The 16,695-nt window shown below is 56.3% G+C and carries 14 protein-coding genes; 8 read left to right on the top strand and 6 right to left on the bottom strand.

Annotated elements, in window-relative coordinates:
- Nucleotides 1-1,070, bottom strand: a 1,070-nt coding sequence (locus B2R17_RS21230) for a TIGR03915 family putative DNA repair protein (protein WP_286765555.1), incomplete at its 3' end; no start/stop codon positions are given.
- A gap of 18 nt (nt 1,071-1,088) precedes the next feature.
- Entirely contained in the window at nt 1,089-2,861 is a 1,773-nt protein-coding gene (locus B2R17_RS21225) for a divalent metal cation transporter (RefSeq protein WP_008660089.1), read from the bottom strand.
- A gap of 308 nt (nt 2,862-3,169) precedes the next feature.
- Here B2R17_RS21225 and B2R17_RS21220 point away from each other — a divergent pair, with 308 nt between their 5' ends.
- The gene (locus B2R17_RS21220; protein WP_286765554.1) at nt 3,170-7,963 is read left to right on the top strand and encodes a PVC-type heme-binding CxxCH protein; all 4,794 of its coding nucleotides are present in this window, start codon (nt 3,170-3,172) and stop codon (nt 7,961-7,963) included.
- A 327-nt stretch (nt 7,964-8,290) separates the two neighbouring features.
- Here the strand turns inward: B2R17_RS21220 and B2R17_RS21215 are convergent, their stop codons facing one another.
- On the bottom strand, nt 8,291-9,262 hold the full coding sequence (locus tag B2R17_RS21215) for an SMP-30/gluconolactonase/LRE family protein (RefSeq protein ID WP_286765553.1): 972 nt from the start codon (nt 9,260-9,262) through the stop codon (nt 8,291-8,293).
- A gap of 132 nt (nt 9,263-9,394) precedes the next feature.
- Nucleotides 9,395-9,652 carry a DUF4404 family protein gene (locus B2R17_RS21210; RefSeq protein WP_008660086.1) on the bottom strand — a complete coding sequence of 86 codons (258 nt, stop codon included), beginning with the start codon at nt 9,650-9,652 and terminating at the stop codon, nt 9,395-9,397.
- 495 nt (nt 9,653-10,147) lie between these two features.
- On the opposite strand from B2R17_RS21210, the gene B2R17_RS21205 reads away from it, so the two are divergent.
- From B2R17_RS21205 to B2R17_RS21180, 6 genes are all read left to right on the top strand, one after another.
- Entirely contained in the window at nt 10,148-11,047 is a 900-nt protein-coding gene (locus tag B2R17_RS21205) for a MotA/TolQ/ExbB proton channel family protein (RefSeq protein WP_008660085.1), read from the top strand.
- Nucleotides 11,047-11,484, top strand: a complete 438-nt coding sequence (locus B2R17_RS21200) for an ExbD/TolR family protein (protein ID WP_286765552.1) — start codon at nt 11,047-11,049, stop codon at nt 11,482-11,484. The genes B2R17_RS21205 and B2R17_RS21200 overlap by 1 nt, the downstream gene beginning before the upstream one ends.
- Nucleotides 11,481-11,972 (top strand): ExbD/TolR family protein, encoded by a 492-nt coding sequence (locus B2R17_RS21195; protein WP_008660081.1) that lies wholly within the window; start codon nt 11,481-11,483, stop codon nt 11,970-11,972. Before B2R17_RS21200 ends, B2R17_RS21195 begins: the two co-directional genes overlap by 4 nt.
- 162 nt (nt 11,973-12,134) lie before the next feature.
- On the top strand, nt 12,135-12,869 hold the full coding sequence (locus tag B2R17_RS21190) for an anthranilate synthase component II (protein WP_286765551.1): 735 nt from the start codon (nt 12,135-12,137) through the stop codon (nt 12,867-12,869).
- Nucleotides 12,866-13,453 carry a DUF447 domain-containing protein gene (locus tag B2R17_RS21185; protein WP_286765550.1) on the top strand — a complete coding sequence of 196 codons (588 nt, stop codon included), beginning with the start codon at nt 12,866-12,868 and terminating at the stop codon, nt 13,451-13,453. The genes B2R17_RS21190 and B2R17_RS21185 overlap by 4 nt, the downstream gene beginning before the upstream one ends.
- Complete coding sequence (locus B2R17_RS21180) at nt 13,450-14,412, top strand: beta-ribofuranosylaminobenzene 5'-phosphate synthase (RefSeq protein WP_339887866.1); 963 nt, start codon at nt 13,450-13,452, stop codon at nt 14,410-14,412. The genes B2R17_RS21185 and B2R17_RS21180 overlap by 4 nt, the downstream gene beginning before the upstream one ends.
- A gap of 31 nt (nt 14,413-14,443) precedes the next feature.
- Here the strand turns inward: B2R17_RS21180 and B2R17_RS21175 are convergent, their stop codons facing one another.
- Nucleotides 14,444-14,929, bottom strand: a complete 486-nt coding sequence (locus B2R17_RS21175) for a tRNA (cytidine(34)-2'-O)-methyltransferase (RefSeq protein ID WP_349677001.1) — start codon at nt 14,927-14,929, stop codon at nt 14,444-14,446.
- A 240-nt stretch (nt 14,930-15,169) separates the two neighbouring features.
- Nucleotides 15,170-15,301, bottom strand: coding sequence for a hypothetical protein (locus B2R17_RS21170; protein ID WP_008671434.1), 132 nt, complete (start codon nt 15,299-15,301; stop codon nt 15,170-15,172).
- Between the two features lie 31 nt (nt 15,302-15,332).
- Between B2R17_RS21170 and B2R17_RS21165 the strand changes: the two genes are divergently transcribed.
- On the top strand, nt 15,333-16,658 hold the full coding sequence (locus B2R17_RS21165; protein ID WP_286765547.1) for a 3-keto-disaccharide hydrolase: 1,326 nt from the start codon (nt 15,333-15,335) through the stop codon (nt 16,656-16,658).
- Nucleotides 16,659-16,695: the final 37 nt, after the last annotated feature.

Below are 16,695 nucleotides of genomic sequence, written 5' to 3'. Positions count from 1 at the left end.
GGTCCAACAAACGGTTCGCCCGCCAAATCTTCGCGATCGCCAGGCTGCTCACCCACCAAAACCAATTTCGCGTTTGGATTGCCCACGCCGAACACGGTCTGCGTGGCGGGTCCATGCAAGTCGCATCCCTGGCAAACCGCCGCCGCATCTCGCAAGCGGGCGATGGAGTGCGATGGTTGGCCGCTTGTGACTTCGGGCAAGAACGGTCGTGCCGACACACCGCCTTCGGCATGCCGGATCATCGTTTCGACGCGCGTCGGAGCGTTTCGAACCAAATCATCGATCAACGCCGTTTCGGGCATCGTCGCCCAATGCTTCTTGGGCATCTCCGCCCGCATTGCATTCAGTTTGATCCGAGCCGGGTTGAAGATGTTCGCATAGTACGTCTTCCAAACCTCTTCTAATTCGTCCGCTTCCGGTGCGTCGCTGCGAGGAGCACCGTTGCCCATTGTCAGCTTCTTGCCATCCCAAATCGCGGACTCGTCTGGCGTCAAAATAGCCCACCGCATCACGTCGAACCGACGTGCAAAGAAGTCGGCAACCAGTTCCAACGTGTAATGATCAGGCCGGTGCCATGCGACGAAGCGATTGCCTTCCGCGTCTTCGATCTCGCGAAAACGGACGAACGCCTTCATCTTGTGAGCGTCGCGGCTGACGGACTTTTCTAGCTTCGTCGCCGCGTGCATATCGCGATCGGCGGCGTTGGTCAGCAAGTGCTTTTCACCACCGGTGATTCGCCACAGCAAGCGGTACAGCAGCTCCCAGCGACCGGGTGACCGATGACACGAAACATGGCGTGCCAGATTCAGAAACGCCTTGGGAACGCGAAACGGCGAAGATGTATCGGCCGCTGCGTCCTGTCCGCTAGCCTGGGCAGCTGGTTCAGCTGCCGCGAACTCGACGTCGGTCGTTCCGAAGAGGTCGGATTGCTTTCGCCCCGATTTGGACCGACCGTCGATCCAGTGAATCGTTTCCGGAGCGGCGCCGCTGATCAGCAACCGCCGCGACGTGACTCGCCAATCTTCCCACCGCGTCGCCCGAACACTCAAACATTCTTCGGACGCGGTCATGGAATCTCGACGTTGGGATCAAGTGGTGCGGGGAGTCTTCTTTTTCAAAGCAAAACCCAAGGCCACAGCAATCGCATACGCAACCCAAATGACGGCGACTATGCGGAACGACAGCGGATCGGGTGCCAAGTACTTTTCGTAAAGGGCAACCCCAGCGGAAGCGGTCGCACCAATGACGGCCAATCCCATGAAAACGTTCCATCCGAGGCGACGACCGCCGGTTGGACGATCCTCACCCAGAATTTCGCGACTGTTCATCATCAGGAAGAACGTGAAATATGCGATCGGCAACAACATGACAGCAAAGGTGCTGGCAAGGATCGCCAACCAGAACTTTTTGTCGGGATCCGTCCACAATTCAACCCAGCTCGCCCCGGACGCACCGGCGATCAAGACGCCGACGATGAAGATCGTCTGACTGTTCGGACGCCCAAACATTTCGCGAATCGCGTAGCCGTTGATCAGCATCAGGATGATGATCGTCGAGAATCCCATTCCAAAAACGCCCAGCCCGAAGATCAGCTTGGCTCGTTCAGCACCCAGCAAAGGAGCCAAGGTTTGCGAGAGTTCGAAAGCATTGCGTTTGACCAAGGCGGCCGCCAAAAGTTTTTCGTCTTTCGGAAGATCGGCGATCATTTGAAGCTTGGTCGCTTCGTCGGTCGATTCAGCTTCTGCCCCCAGTGTCGAATCGACTCGTGCGGTCAGATCCCCTTTCACCTTTTCAAACAACGGCGACGTTTGCATCACAGCGACGTCCGAAGAGGCCAACTGATCGTCGATTTTGTTGTGGAAAGACGACGCGGAGGCAATCACGACGCAGCTGGTCACCAGAACGAATGGAATCGCCATGCCGGTCGACAAGTCAAATCGAGCCAGTCCGCGGAACGTCTTGTCCCATCCACGAGCGAGCATGGAATACGGAAGCAAGAACGTCATGTTGATGCCGACCGCCGTGGCAATCGCGGAAATCATGACGCTGCGTTGGGTTCCCATCAGCCGCCCCGTCCAGAACGAGCTGGCTTCGGGAGACAGATTTGCAACCGATTCGCGAAGCTCGCCGGCAGGACGAACAAACTGTGTCAGGTCGGGAATTAACCCAGCAAAGATGCTGGCAAAGTTGAGTTGGCCCTTCGCCAACAAAAGAATCGCGACGCCGAAGAAGCAAATCACGACCATTCCAATCAGCGTCTTCAAAAAGATATCGAAAACCTTCGCGGCGCGACCTTGTTTGGTGTTCAGCAGGACGATGAAGCCAGCTGCGAAGAACAGCACCATCGTGACCGCCCATCGGACGCCGCGGGAATCGCCCAGGCCTTCGCCACCGCCCAGTGACAGCAAGTTTTTATCCAGTGCGTCGTAGCACAGGCTGAACTGCGGCATGCAGAAAATCATGTTCGCGAGCACGGTCGCGATGATCCATCCCCAACCCAATGCCGGGTTGATTTCGTTGTTGATAGCTTCGAAAGGCCGGCGTCCTGTCGAAAGCGTCACGTAGCTGATCGCCGACAACATCACGACGCCCAACACGATCGCGACCAGCTGCAACCACAGCATGCTGGTTCCACCCATCACTCCCAAGAACAACGATCCGGCCAGCGAGCCGCCACCGAGCGTGATCGCAGATTGCAACCAACCCGGCCCAGAAAGTTTGATGTAGGTGCCAAGCGTTTTGCCTTCGGCTTGTGCTTTTTGCAGCATCGCACGATCGGCGAGAACTTTGTCGCTGACAACGGCTTCACCACCAGTCAGTGGATTGGCTTCGACATTGGAAGATGGGTTCGATTCAGACATGCGCGGTCACGAGGCGGGCGGGGAGGTAGGAAACTGGCAAGATAATACCAGCCACGAAACGCACGTCGTTACCCCCTAGCGGCTCAGAATCAGTCATACTGGCAAAGAACCATAGAATCGAGCTTCGGATTCTGACGGTTGCCCATCCAGAATCCCCGCCTGATCCCTCCATCGCGTCCCAGTTTGACAAACTGGCGGCACACTGGCTTTCCCGGTCAACGTTGCACACCCTCGTTCAATTCACCGCCTCGATTGACGCGGTCCTGCCTGACAATCCGCCTTCCCCGCCTCCCCACCGGTTTTTTGCCATGAATCTGTTCGCGTCCCTGGATCGTCCCGTTTCACTGGCCAAGGCGGCTCTTTTGAGCTGCGTCACGCTGACGTTCGGCCTGATTCCGACGCTGGCTCTCGCACAGACCAGCCAATCCGAACTCGAACACACCGACGTCGGATGGGAATCGCAGCAGATCACGGATCAGTTCTTCGCGGAGGGGTCCGCGGTCGGCGACCTCAACGGCGACGGCGTCAACGATCTGGTCTACGGTCCGGTTTGGTACGAAGGTCCCGACTACCAAACCCGACACGAGTTGGAGGAGGCAAACGTCGTTTCGGTGATGGCATACAGCCAACACTTCTTCTCACACGTCTGCGATGTCAACGCCGATGGAAAACCCGACGTGATCTCGGTTGGTTTCCCAGGTCGACAAGCCACCCTGTACATCAATCCAGGCGAAAAGGCCGCGAGCCAGTCCGGTCAGTTTTGGCCGGCCCACACAATTGCCCCTCGTGTCTCGAACGAGTCACCTGCTTGGGTAGATTTGATTCCGGGCGGACTTCCCGAACTCGTGTGTGCACGCGATCGAGCCTACGGCTACTACACCGCGGATTCGATGGACGATCCAAAGCAACCGTGGCAATGGGTTGCGATCTCGGAACCAGGAACCGCTTTTGAACCATTTGGTCATGGCTTGGGTGTCGGCGACATTGACGGCGATGGCAAGCAAGACATCATCAATCGCCAGCATTGGTGGCGACAACCGGAGTCCGCCCTTACCCACTCAACCGATACGGCCGACTCAAAACCGTTGTGGCAACGACAAGCCTGGATCGCTCAGCCGTTCGGTGGCGGCGGTGCTCAGATGCATGTTCATGACATTGACGGAGACGGCGACTCCGATTTGGTCACGTCCGAAAATGCCCATGGGTACGGCCTGGCATGGTTCGAGCAAACTCGCCCCGGTCAATTCGCTCAGCATCAAATCAGTGGCGAATCGTCAATGCAAAACCCACACGGGTACGCAACATCGCAAATGCATGCGGTGGAAACCATCGATGTCGACGGAGATGGGCGGCGTGACATCGTCACTGGAAAACGCTACTACGCCCACGGAGGCAAAGACGTCGGTGGACTGCAGGCTCCGTTGGTCGTTTGGTTCCGCAACGTAAAAAGCGACCAACCCGGCGGACTCGAGTTCGTTCCACATGTCATCCACGAAACCTCCGGAGTCGGTGTCGAAGTCGTCACGACGGATATCAACGGCGATGGATTGGTCGACGTTCTGACTGGCAACAAGCGAGGTCTGACGGTCCACATTCAAACTGACCTGAGTGATGTTCCACTCGCGAAACGGCAACACGTCGCAGAACGCTGGCGGACATCCAAACGACCGCAAAACGAATACGCGATTGGATTGAGCCCGTCCGAATCGGCCAAAAACATGGATTTGCCGAACGGCTTTGAGGTCGATGTTGTTGCAAGCGAACCTGATTTGGTCCAACCCATCGCCATGTGCTTCGATGACCGCGGCCGAATCTGGATGATCGAGGGCAACACGTATCCAACCAAGGCTCCCGAAGGAGAAGGAAAGGATCGCATTCTGATCCTGGAAGATTCCGATGGCGACGGTTCGTTCGAAACGAAAAAGGTCTTCGCCGATGGCGTGAACTTGGCCAGCGGAATCGAAGTCGGCTTTGGCGGCGTTTGGATTGGGGCGGCTCCCGAACTGCTCTTTTACCCTGATGCCAATCGCGACGACGTGCCCGATGCGGAGCCAACCGTGCTATTGGATGGCTGGGGATACCAAGACACTCACGAAACCCTCAACAGTTTCACTTGGGGCGTGGACGGGTGGCTGTATGGTTGCCATGGCGTGTTTACCCATTCCAACGTTGGCAAACCGGGAACGGCCAAAGAAGACCGGACTCCGCTGAACGCCGGCGTGTGGCGGTACCATCCGGTGCAACACGAGTTCGAAGTCTACGCGCACGGGACCAGCAATCCCTGGGGAGTCGACTTCAACCAGAACGGCGATTGGTTCGTCAGTGCGTGCGTGATTCCTCATTTGTTTCATCTGTCGCAAGGCGGCCGCTATTTCCGACAAGCCGGCCAGCACTTCAATCCGTATACGTACGACGACATCAAGACCATTGCCGATCACCTGCATTACGGTGATGGCACGTTTCAATCGGCAAACTCAGCGAACCGGGTCGATCGAGACCTCGTCCGGCGTACCGCCACGACGACATCGATGGTCGGTGGAGGCCACGCTCACGCCGGTCTGACGATTTACCAAGCCGACGAATTTCCGGCTCACTACCGCGGCGAGTTGTTCTTTCACAATTTGCACGGCCACCGAATCGTTCGTGAGCACTTGGAAACGGAAGGTTCCGGCTTCCTGGGTCGGCACCGCCCGGACTTCATGATGTCGAACGATCATGAACAAATCGGCGTTGGAATCATGCAAGGGCCCGATGGTGCACTCTACACATCTGACTGGCACGACGACCAAACCTGCCACCATCGCGATCACGAGATTTGGGACCGAACCAATGGCCGTCTGTTTCGAATCCGATACGGCGAACTCCAGCCATACAAATTTGATCTATCCGAATTGTCCGACGATCAACTCGTTCAAAACCTCACCCATTCGAACGCGTACTTCGTCCGTCAGTCGCAGCGAATTCTGCAGGAGCGTGCCGCATCCGGAAAACTCAATCGAAACAAAGTCGCCGAAGCTCTCACTGCATTGATCCAATCGGACGCACCCAGACGATTAAGACTGCAAGCCGTTTGGACCGCATGGACATCAGGAGTGCTCCGTGTGGAAGGCAAACAGAAAGATGATTCCAATTACGTTCAAACGGATCTCAGTTCGCTCCTGGATGACAACAATCCAATCATCCGTGGATGGGCGGTGCAGTTAATCGGGGAACATCGACAAGCCTTGTCATCTGGCTTGCTCGCCAAACTGGAAAAGATGTCCGCCGGCGAGCCATCCCCCGTCACGCGCCGATACCTGGCTTCTTTGTTGCAACGAATTCCAGAGAATCAACGACTCGGGATCGCACGCGGATTACTCCGACACAACGTCGACCAAAAAGATCGCAATCTGCCCTGGTTGATCTGGTACGGCATTGAACCGGTGGTCGACACGGATGCCGAGGGAGTGATGAGTTTGGTGTCCAGTAGCAATTGGAATCAACTGCAACGATTCGTGACTCGACGAACCGCAACCACCCCCGAAGGAAGAGAAGCGTTGGTGAGATCGATCGCAAGGCAAATCGACTCGTTAAAAGACTCAGCCATCAACAACCAATACGATTGGAAGTTGGAAGAACTTCTGCAATCCGCTCGAAGTCGCGGCGGAGTTGCCATGCCCTCGGAGTGGCCAAAGGTTTCGGGGCTGCTTCGTGAAAAAGCATCTGCCTCCAGCACCAAAGACCTCGTGGGCGCACTCGCGATCGAATTCGGCGATGCGTCCGCGCTGCCGGAACTTCGCACGATTCTCGCGAACTCGGATGAAGCGACAGCGCCCCGTTTGGACGCGTTGCGTCTGCTCACGCAAGCCAAAGATCCTGAACTCGGCAAGTTGCTTCTCGCGTTGATCGACGACCGCGACATCGGCTCCCATGCCGTCCGTGGGCTCGCACCCTTTGACTCACCCGATATCGCATCGACGCTGATCAAACGTTTCAACAACTGGTCGCCTCAAAAGCAATCCGATGCTCTGGCAACGTTGACTTCACGAACCGGATCCGCGATTCAACTGATCAGTGCGATGGAGGAAGGCGTCATTCCATCATCCATCGTCCCGGCTTACGCCATTCGCAACGTGCTGTCATTGCCGTTCGAAGACGACTCCGCTCGCAAACGTCTGGAGGCCGCTTGGGGACGAATTGGTTCGACGAGTGAACAAGCCAAGCAATTGCACGCCAAATACACCGCTTTGCTAACGCCAAAAACATTGGCTTCCGCAAACCGATCCGAAGGCAAGAAACTTTACGAAGCCAACTGCGGCAAATGCCATCGACTGTTTGGCGAAGGCGAACCGATTGGACCTGATCTGACCGGTGCCAACCGCAGCGACGTCAACTATTGGCTGGAAAATATCCTTCAACCGAACGCCGTGATCGGCAACGCCTATCAGATGACATCGTTCTTGATGGACGATGGTCGCGTGGTATCCGGATTGGTTCGCTCTCGCAACGAAGACGCGGTCACGGTGCAGACAACCTCCGAGGCGATCGTGTTGTCACTTGATGAAGTCGAAGTTGAAAAGCTTTCTGAGACTTCATTGATGCCGGAAGGACAATTGGAGCCGATGAAGCAAAATCAAATTCGCGATCTGTTTGGCTATCTGATGAGCCCCGGACCATCGTTCGCTCGGGAATGGGCGGTCGAAGCAGAAAGCCTTCTCGAGACCGCGGTTGTATCGGGAGGAAAAGTTCAAAACCAAAGCATGAAACCGTTCCACGATCAGTGGTCGGCGGACAATCAACTGTGGTGGACCGGCGGCAAAGTGGGATCCACCATCACGTTGAACGTACCGCATGATGTCACTGGCCCCGCCGAAGTTCAAATGCACCTCACAGGGGCAGTCGACTACGCAAAGCTATCGCTCAAGATCAGCGACCAGGCCGAAAAAACGTTCGATGGATATTCACCGGACGTCCGAGTCTTACCGGCCGTCACGTGGGATCGAGTGGAACTGAAGTCCGATGAGCCCCTGACGATCGAAGTGAAAATCACGGGCAAGAACGAAAAAGCGATCGCGAGATGGATGGCCGGAATCGATTCCATTTCCATCCGCCCCTTGCCGTGACCGGCCCCCGGGACCCCACATCAGCCGCAGGCCGTTAGGCCCGGTTCTCACCCCAACATCCCAACCGGCCCAACACTCCGACCAATTTCGAACTCACTCCCGCCGCATCAACCGCGGCTAACGCCGTGCGGCTCACTACCAGCACCCACATCAGCCGCAGGCCGTTAGGCCCGGTTATCAACCCGACATCCCAACCGGCCCAAAACTCCGACCAATCACGAGCTCACTCCCGCCGCATCAACCGCGACCAACGCCGTGCGGCTCATTCACCAGTGCCAACCGGTCTTCGGCTCACTGATCAATCTCGGTACCGGTCGACGTGCGACCTCAAACGGGCCAGACAGTTCGCTCAAACGATTCGTCCGCGACGAAGTCTGTTTCACCAAGGAACAATTGGCCCGCGTTGGGGCATTTGGCTTGATCTTCGGGGCTGAAGTTCTCCACTGCGGTGGTGATGACCAACTTCAGCTTTCCCTCGTAAGGCACCAACGCCGGGCAAGTGTTCTGAGGCGATCCGGGAGTCTGCCAAACCACTCGTAACTCTCCGGTCGCCAGATCATAAAGCCGAGTTTCACCGTGCTCCGCGACACCGGGATGGAAAATCGCGACGATGATCCCGTTGCCATCGGGTGTCAAAATTGCCCCGTCTGGAACACCGGGATCATCGGTCAAATCCAACACCACACGAGCTTCGCCGATGGTGCCCGCGGCAATGTCCAGCGGATACTCGACAACCGTTCGCGTCGGTGAATCAATGTCCAACAAGAACAATTTGCCGGACTCGTCCTTGCGAATCATTTTGCCATTGCTGCAAATTTGATCGTCACGAAGGCGAATCAGCTTTTGGTCGCTTCCACGATAAAGATACAACCCAGCCTTCTTCTCGGCGAATTCCAGGTCCTTCGTTCCGAAGATCAGGTTGTCGTCGATCGCCAAGCCATCGTTGATGATCGTGTTGGCTACGTCGCTATCAACACCATCACAAAACGGCGTCCACTCGCCCGAGTTGGTGTCGAAAATTCCGAGCGAACGTTCCACCCCAGCGACAAACTTGGGCGCCGTCTGACATTGGAACGCGAAGCCGGGGCGACCTGGCAAGTCATGCGATTCGTTGGACTGCGTCGCCAGATCCAGCACGTTGATACTACCGTGCAGAACGTCCGAACCGTGTTGAATTCCCACCCACGACAGTTTGCCATCCGCGACCATTGCCATCGGTCCTTCGGGCAGGAAACGCAAAGCGTCGTTGTCGGGAACGTTCAGTGGACTGGCGACACGGACTTCGGGTGCTGACGACATATCAATTCGGGCTTGCGAGAGAACTGGGATGAAAGCGCCGAATTGTAGGAGGGCACGGTGAATTCAACCACCATCGGCAAAGCAGCCCCGACGAACGTTCGACTTCTAAACGGCAAGTATTCTCGCAGGGGCTCAGATTCCCATTTGAGAAAGCATGTCCGCAACGCGGCCCGCATTTTCCGTCAGCACCGGATGTGACTCGCGAAAATGTTCGACTTGTTGTTGCCAGCGTTCTGCCAACGTCGCTGAGTTGACATCCTGTTCATCCAAGGTCTCGCGAATTTCGTCGAGCTCCGCTTTCAAACGAGCGATCTCAGTTGGGTCCAGGTCATCGATGTCAGCGAGTTGCTCATGAAGGCGAGCAATCGTGGCGTCCAATTCACTTCTCATGAGCGTGGGTCTCAATTTGCAGATGGGGATAGTCGAAGGCGCTTCGCCGATTTGCACGCCGATGCATTGCATGATCGCAAACGAACGAGATTCCTCGAACAAGGTGCGATGCTCGCTGCATGCGAACTGGCGGACGCCAACGTGACAGCATCAAAGTTCCCACACCGGTGAGAACAAACGACGTCTTCGATCGTTATTGTATCGTTCGCAACTCCACTTCGCGGAAGTGGTCATCACGCGAACATCTGACGTCCGCCGGTGCCAGGCGTTCATTTCCGAACTGTCGCGTCGTGACAACTCTCCACCGAATGGGTCCTATGAAACGGCCCACCAATTGGAAGTTGAATCGATTCACCGGAATGAACCGACCAATCCGAACATCCGACGGTGTTTTGGGAGCACAAACCGCCGCAGGGGTGGTGCGACGGGCGTCAGCGTGGATTATTCTGAGTCAAACCCACTCGACTTTTCTCTCCTCCCGTGGTTGTTCCGTCCATGATGCGTCTTGCTGAACCGTTGGCTTCTCGAACTTGGCTCTTCACGGTGGGGATTGTTCTCGCATCATTGGTTTTTGCTGGGTCGTCTTTCACGCCCACGTTCGCTCAAGACGATGCGATGGCCGAATTCGGCGACGACCCGGTCGACGAAGGACCGGCTGAGCCGGCTGGCCCCGGTGCTGCCGAACAACCGGAGGTCGATGCGGCTGGCAACGCGAACGGAAACGATGCCAATGCGGCGCCACCCGCGACCGATCAATCCTTGCTGGAATGGGTCTTCGATTCACTCGGCGTCACCTACCTGATCGTCTTCCTGGCTTTGTCCGTGACGCTGGTTTCGCTTTTCGTGATGAACATGTTGGCGGCTCGCCGCGACACGCTCTGCCCGACCGAGTTGGTCGAAGAATTCAGTCAACGACTTGCCGCGAATGACAATCAAGGCGCCTACGATCTGGCAAAGGCGGACGAATCTGTGCTTGGTCAAGTCTTGGCCGCTGGTTTGGCCAAGGTTAGCAAGGGATACAACAAAGCTCTGGAAGCGATGCAGGAAGTCGGCGAAGAGGAAAGCATGAAGCTCGAACACCGCCTCAGCTACATGGCGTTGATCGGCAACCTGTCCCCCATGATTGGATTGTTCGGAACGGTTCAAGGGATGATTTCATCCTTCCAAGTCATCGCTCTGGGCGGCTCCACTCCAAAACCATCTGACTTGGCAGCCGGTATTTCGACCGCTCTCTTCACGACGCTCGTCGGTCTCGCCGTCGCCATTCCTGCGATCGCGGCCTACAACATTCTTCGCAATCGAGTCGCTCGTCTGTTGCTTGAAGTTGGCGTGGAAAGCGAAAACCTGATGAGCAAATTCGAAGACATGTCGCCCAAGTCAGGAGCACGTGGCTGATGCGAGTCAAACGCACCGAAGTCGACATGGCGGAAGGTGACATGACACCCATGATCGACATGACTTTTCAGTTGATCGCATTCTTCATGGTGTTGATCAACTTCGCGCAAACCGAAGCCAACGACAACGTCGTGTTGCCGAACAGCCGTTTGGTCAAACCGCCCGAAGTCGCACTCGAGTTCCCGATCATCTTGCACGTCGGAGCGGACGGACGAATCTTCTTGGGCGGCGATGACTACACCGCTGAAACACTGCGAATTGGTTTGGACCGTGAACTGGCCGTCATCCGCGCCGAAGGCAAAGCGGTCAGCGACGCCAACGTGATCATCCGCGGACACAAGGACGTTGCTGCGGGAGAGGTGCAAGAGATCATCCGCGTTTGCCAAGATTCCAACCTGGAAAACTTTGCTCTGCGGGTCAAAGAGGATCGCTCATGAAAATTCGCAACCGCGAAACGAGCCAGGGCACCGAGCTGAACATGACCAGCATGATTGACATTGTCTTTCTGCTGCTGATCTTCTTTGTGATGACGTTCAAGATTGTGGAGATGGAAGGCGACTTCAGCATCAAAATGCCGCTGGCCGGCCAAGGCAGCAGTGCGTTGGACACGACTGAATTGCCGTTGAAGCTGCGTCTTCGCTCTGATGCCGCTGGTTCTCTCGCCGGGATCGAGCTGAATGACATTCAGATGGGCAATGACGCGGCCAGCTTCGACAAATTGCGAGCCAACGTGATTGGCCTGATCGGTACATCGACTCCGATGGAAGTGGAAGCGGGCGAGGGTCCGGAAATCGAAATCGACACGGACTACAACCTCCGGTACGAATACGTCATCCGTGCCATCACCGCGGTCAGTGGTTACAAAGACGGCGATCAGGTGGTCAAATTGATCGAGAAGATCAAATTTGCCAAACCGAGACGCTGATTCGCGATTGGCGAAGGAAACCACGGGAAATAGCCGGCTGGTCGCTATGGCTGGTACGGTGCATTGGTGCTTCGCAAGACGGCACCTGACAATCTTCCCGCTCCTTGCTCAATCACCGATGAAGCCGTCCGGAATCCGACGTCGCTTTGATACTGTTTCTCGTTGATACTGCTACTCGACAATTACGACTCCTTCGTTCACAACGTCGCGCGCTATCTCCGTGTCGCTGCACGTCGGAACCGCGCGGGTAACAACCTGCCGATGGAAGACGAACCCGGCAAAGGATTGCAGACCAGGGTCGTCCGCAGCGATTCATTGTCGGTGGAAAAGATTATCGAGATGAACCCAAGTGCGATTGTGATCTCGCCGGGTCCCCACGGTCCCGAATCGGCCGGATGCTCGCTGGATGTGGTCCAGCAACTCGCCGGAAAGATTCCAATCCTAGGAATTTGCCTCGGTCATCAAACCATCGCGGCCGCGTACGGTGCGAAAGTCGTCGTCGGTCCACCGATGCACGGGATGGCCATTCCAGTGAATCATCGCGGGGCAAGTGTGTTCGCCGGATTGCCTTCGACCATTGAAGTGGGACGTTATCACTCGCTCCGAGTGGATGCGGCGACGCTGCCAAAGTCATTGCAAGTCACTGCTTGGGCAGCAGACGATCCAACATTGATCATGGGATTGGCCGACCATCAACGCTGCGTTCACGGAGTCCAGTTCCATCCCGAGTCCTTGCTCACGCAAGGCGGGCTCGCCATGTTTGAACACTTCATCGGGATGGCTCAACGGCATCAACCAGAAAACCAGCCATCGCCCCAAGGTTCACGCTTCCAACGCACCACCATTCCGCCAATCTCGATTTCTCAACCGGGCGCGGGCGGAGGTGCAAAGTCATGATCTTGGAATCATTGGTCACGACAATCGACGAACAGGGGCACGTCAACCTGGCACCACTGGGACCGATTGTGCTGCCACCAAAATCGACTGGTGGCCTCCCCAAATTCTTGCTTCGTCCCTACGAAGGATCGACCACCTGTGACAACTTGCTCGCTAGAGGCAACGCGGTCATCCATGTAATCGACGATGCCCTGCTGATCGCGAAAACGGCAATCGGAAAAGTCGACGCGACGGAGGAGGTGGTTGCGATACCTGGACTGGAAGGCACCCATGTTCGATTAAAACGGTGTCATCGCTGGTTCGCTGTCCAAGTCACCCAGCGAGCCGGAACGCCACCGCGACATGAGCTCACCGCGAGCTGTCTGGATTCCGATTTGGTGGATCCGTTTTTCGGATTCAATCGAGCCAAACACGCAATCATCGAAGCCGCCGTCGCAGCCACACGTTTGCATTTGCTGCCACCCCAGCAGATCGAAGAAGAACTCGAACGAGCCAGTATCGCGATCGAGAAAACTGGCGGTGAGGACGAGCGTGAGGCTTTGCAATTGATTCGGCGATACGTGCGAGAGTCGTCGATCTCATGAGCGTTGAGGTTCAAACGGGAGCACGTCTGCACTTTGGGTTGTTGGATGTCGCAGCACCCTTTGGCGGTTGCGGCGTCATGATCGACGGACCACCCACGCGCGTTCGAGTAAGATCGGCGCCAACGTTTCGATGTGATGAACGCCATCGCGATCGGACTATCGGGATCGTCGATCGTTGGCAACAAATGACCGGCCAAACCACACGCCCATCCGTGACCATCGAGGTCGTTTCTGCGGCACCACCTCACAATGGGCTGGGAAGCGGGACTCAACTCTCGCTCGCCATTTCGCTGGCACTGCTGAAACAAACTTCCGCGGAACCACCGACGCGTGAATGTGTCTTGCGGCTGGCCAACCGAGGCCGACGAAGTGCCGTCGGATCGCACGGATTCTTTGAACCTGGGTTCATTGTCGAAGGCCTGAATCGCGGACAAGCTGTTGCTCGCGAACGAACCGACGACCAGCAACTCAATCCAATCGACCGTAGAATCCCTGTCCCTGAATCGTGGCGTGCTGGCATCGTGTTGATGGACGATGTCTCGCCAATTGAAACGATCAGCGGAGACGAAGAACAGCAACAGTTTGATGCGTTGCAACCAGCCAGCGACGAAGAGCGAGCAAGACTAGTCGATATCCTCACCGGCGAACTCATTCCATCGATCGAACAATCAGATTTCGACTCGTTTGCTGATGCTGTCACACGCTACAATCGTTCCAGCGGCGAACTATTTGCGTCCGTTCAAGGTGGTCCATACAACGGCGAAGCAACAACACGTTTGATTGAACGTCTAATTGCCTCCGGTTTTCGCGGTGTCGGCCAAAGCAGTTGGGGGCCTGGTGTCTTCACTTGGTTCGAAACGGAAAAAGCGGCAACTCTCGCGGCGCAGGACTGGGAGAAACGATTCCCCGGAACCAAGTTGCTGGTTCAGCGTCCTCTCCGCCACACCGAACGTCGCTAGGCGAGTGAGCAGCCGTCGTCACGTTGTTGCTCTACGTGTTGATGGTTTGACGCTGATGTTCGTACAAAGCGATGCCCGCGGTGACGCTCAAGTTCAGACTCCGGACTTGTTCTCGCATCGGCAACCGAAGCGACCTTGGGTCATCAGGCTTCAAAATCGATGCCGGCAAACCACTGGTTTCGCGTCCAAAAACCAGCACGTCACCCAACGCGAATTCGGCTTCCCAAACGGTCCGCTTGGCGAACTTGGAAAAGAAAAAGAATCGCTCCGGATTCAGCTGTTCGCAAAGAGCGTCCCAAGAGGGGACCGGCTCCCAGTCCAAGTACTGCCAATAGTCCAGTCCGGCACGACGCAGACGTTTCTCGTCGAATTGGAACGAAGCTGGCTCGACGATCCAAAGTTTTGCCCCCACAGCGACGCAGGTTCGACCGATGTTCCCCGTGTTCTGAGGGATTTCCGGCTGATAGAGGACGACATGGGCGGGTGGCGACATGGATAAGGGAAGACTGTCGGACATCAACGTCACATTTTTGCGATTGGCGATGGGCCGCAACATCCGCGTCCCCGAAACGATTATCCTACGAGGACTTCGGATATTGTCCCACCTCCATTGATAGGTCCTGTCTGAATCCCGCCTAAAATCTCACCCAACCGCGATCCTTCGATGCGGGCTCGACTGGCCAAGCCAACTCAAGCCGCATTCGATACGACGTGGTCGCCGCTTCTTCGTTCTCACTGATGGTCAGTGAGAGCAAAATCAGCCGGCTTCCATTCCACCGAGCGACTTCCAACGCCCGCACAAATTGTTCGTTCCGTGAGTGTCTTTGACACTGCGCGTGAACCAATGCCGAACCGTCACGCTGACAACGCGTGCGTTCGATCGATTCACTTCACTTTGGTTTCCACTTCAACGTTGCAACATGAACTTACACCTGAACCAACGCTTGCCACTTTGCGTGGCTTTGTGCCTCGCCGCCTTCACAACTTCGTACGCCCAAGACGCGACCGACACTCAGTCCGAATGGACGAAGCTGTTCAACGGCGAAGACCTGACCGGATGGCACGGCCAGCCACACTTCGACCCGTACAAACTCGCTGAACTGTCCGAAGAAGAACGGGCATCCAAAATCGAAGAGTGGACCGCGGACGCGAAGTCACACTGGTCGGTTGAGAACGGAGAGCTGGTCAACGACGGCCATGGTGCGTATCTGACGACCGACGAAACCTATTCCGATTACGAGTTGAAACTGGAATACCGCACCGTCGCAAAAGCAGACAGCGGCATTTATCTAAAGGGTACCCCTCAAGTCCAGATTTGGGACACCACCGACGAAGGCAAATTCAACCTGGGAGCCAACCTGGGCAGCGGTGCTCTTTGGAACAATTCCCCCGGTGCGGCGGGCAAAGATCCTCTGGTTCTGGCTGACAAACCTTTCGGCGAATGGAACACGGTTCACGTCATTCAAGTTGGATCGCGAACCTCCGTGTGGCTCAACGGCAAGCAAACCGTCGACCACGCGATCATGGAGAACTACTGGCGTCGCGGCGAACCATTGCCCGCTTCCGGCCCGATTCAATTGCAAACCCACGGCGGTGAAATCCGCTGGAGAAACCTCGCCGTGCGCCCACTCGGCACAGAAGCAGCCAACGCGTTCTTGGCCGAGAACCACAACGACGGATTTGTCTCGGTCTTCGATGGCAAGACCCTCGATGGCTGGATCGGAGCTGTCGATGATTACGAGGTCACCGAGGCGGGCACCATCCAGTGCCAAAAGGGCCGCGGCGGCAACCTCCTGACTGAAAAAGAATACAGCGACTTCTCCGTTCGCTTGATGTTCCGATTGCCTGCTCGTGGCAACAACGGTTTGGCCATCCGAGCCCCCAAACAAGGAAACCCCGCCTACGCTGCGATGACTGAATTGCAAGTGTTGGACAACGATCACCCTGCTTACGCCAAGCTTGATGAGCGACAGTATCACGGATCGGCATACGGCATGGCAGCGGCAAAACGCGGCTACTTGCGTCCCGTCGGCGAGTGGAATTTCCAGCAAGTCACCGTCATCGGTCCAACGATCCGAGTCGAATTGAATGGCAACGTGATCTTGGACACCGATGTTTCCAAGATCGACGACTACATGGCCGATAGTGCTCACCCAGGCAAAACTCGAACCTCGGGTCACTTTGGTTTCGCCGGTCACAGCGACCCGGTCGAGTTTAAAGCGATCTCCATTCGCGAAGAAAGGTGATCTAGCGATCAGTCACGACTACCCAGCGACCCCGCGT

Source organism: Rhodopirellula sp. UBA1907 (assembly GCF_002337565.1).
In the GTDB taxonomy this organism is placed as follows: Bacteria; Planctomycetota; Planctomycetia; order Pirellulales; family Pirellulaceae; genus Rhodopirellula; species Rhodopirellula europaea.
This window is presented reverse-complemented; position numbering and strand designations above follow the sequence as displayed.

What these genes read in the sequence shown, in the direction of transcription:
- B2R17_RS21225 (WP_008660089.1), bottom strand. Translation starts at nt 2,861, where the DNA reads ATGTCTGAATCGAACCCATCTTCCAATGTCGAAGCCAATCCACTGACT.
- B2R17_RS21220 (WP_286765554.1), top strand. Translation starts at nt 3,170, where the DNA reads ATGAATCTGTTCGCGTCCCTGGATCGTCCCGTTTCACTGGCCAAGGCG.
- B2R17_RS21215 (WP_286765553.1), bottom strand. Translation starts at nt 9,262, where the DNA reads ATGTCGTCAGCACCCGAAGTCCGTGTCGCCAGTCCACTGAACGTTCCC.
- B2R17_RS21210 (WP_008660086.1), bottom strand. Translation starts at nt 9,652, where the DNA reads ATGAGAAGTGAATTGGACGCCACGATTGCTCGCCTTCATGAGCAACTC.
- B2R17_RS21205 (WP_008660085.1), top strand. Translation starts at nt 10,148, where the DNA reads ATGATGCGTCTTGCTGAACCGTTGGCTTCTCGAACTTGGCTCTTCACG.
- B2R17_RS21200 (WP_286765552.1), top strand. Translation starts at nt 11,047, where the DNA reads ATGCGAGTCAAACGCACCGAAGTCGACATGGCGGAAGGTGACATGACA.
- B2R17_RS21195 (WP_008660081.1), top strand. Translation starts at nt 11,481, where the DNA reads ATGAAAATTCGCAACCGCGAAACGAGCCAGGGCACCGAGCTGAACATG.
- B2R17_RS21185 (WP_286765550.1), top strand. Translation starts at nt 12,866, where the DNA reads ATGATCTTGGAATCATTGGTCACGACAATCGACGAACAGGGGCACGTC.
- B2R17_RS21180 (WP_339887866.1), top strand. Translation starts at nt 13,450, where the DNA reads ATGAGCGTTGAGGTTCAAACGGGAGCACGTCTGCACTTTGGGTTGTTG.
- B2R17_RS21175 (WP_349677001.1), bottom strand. Translation starts at nt 14,929, where the DNA reads ATGTCCGACAGTCTTCCCTTATCCATGTCGCCACCCGCCCATGTCGTC.
- B2R17_RS21165 (WP_286765547.1), top strand. Translation starts at nt 15,333, where the DNA reads ATGAACTTACACCTGAACCAACGCTTGCCACTTTGCGTGGCTTTGTGC.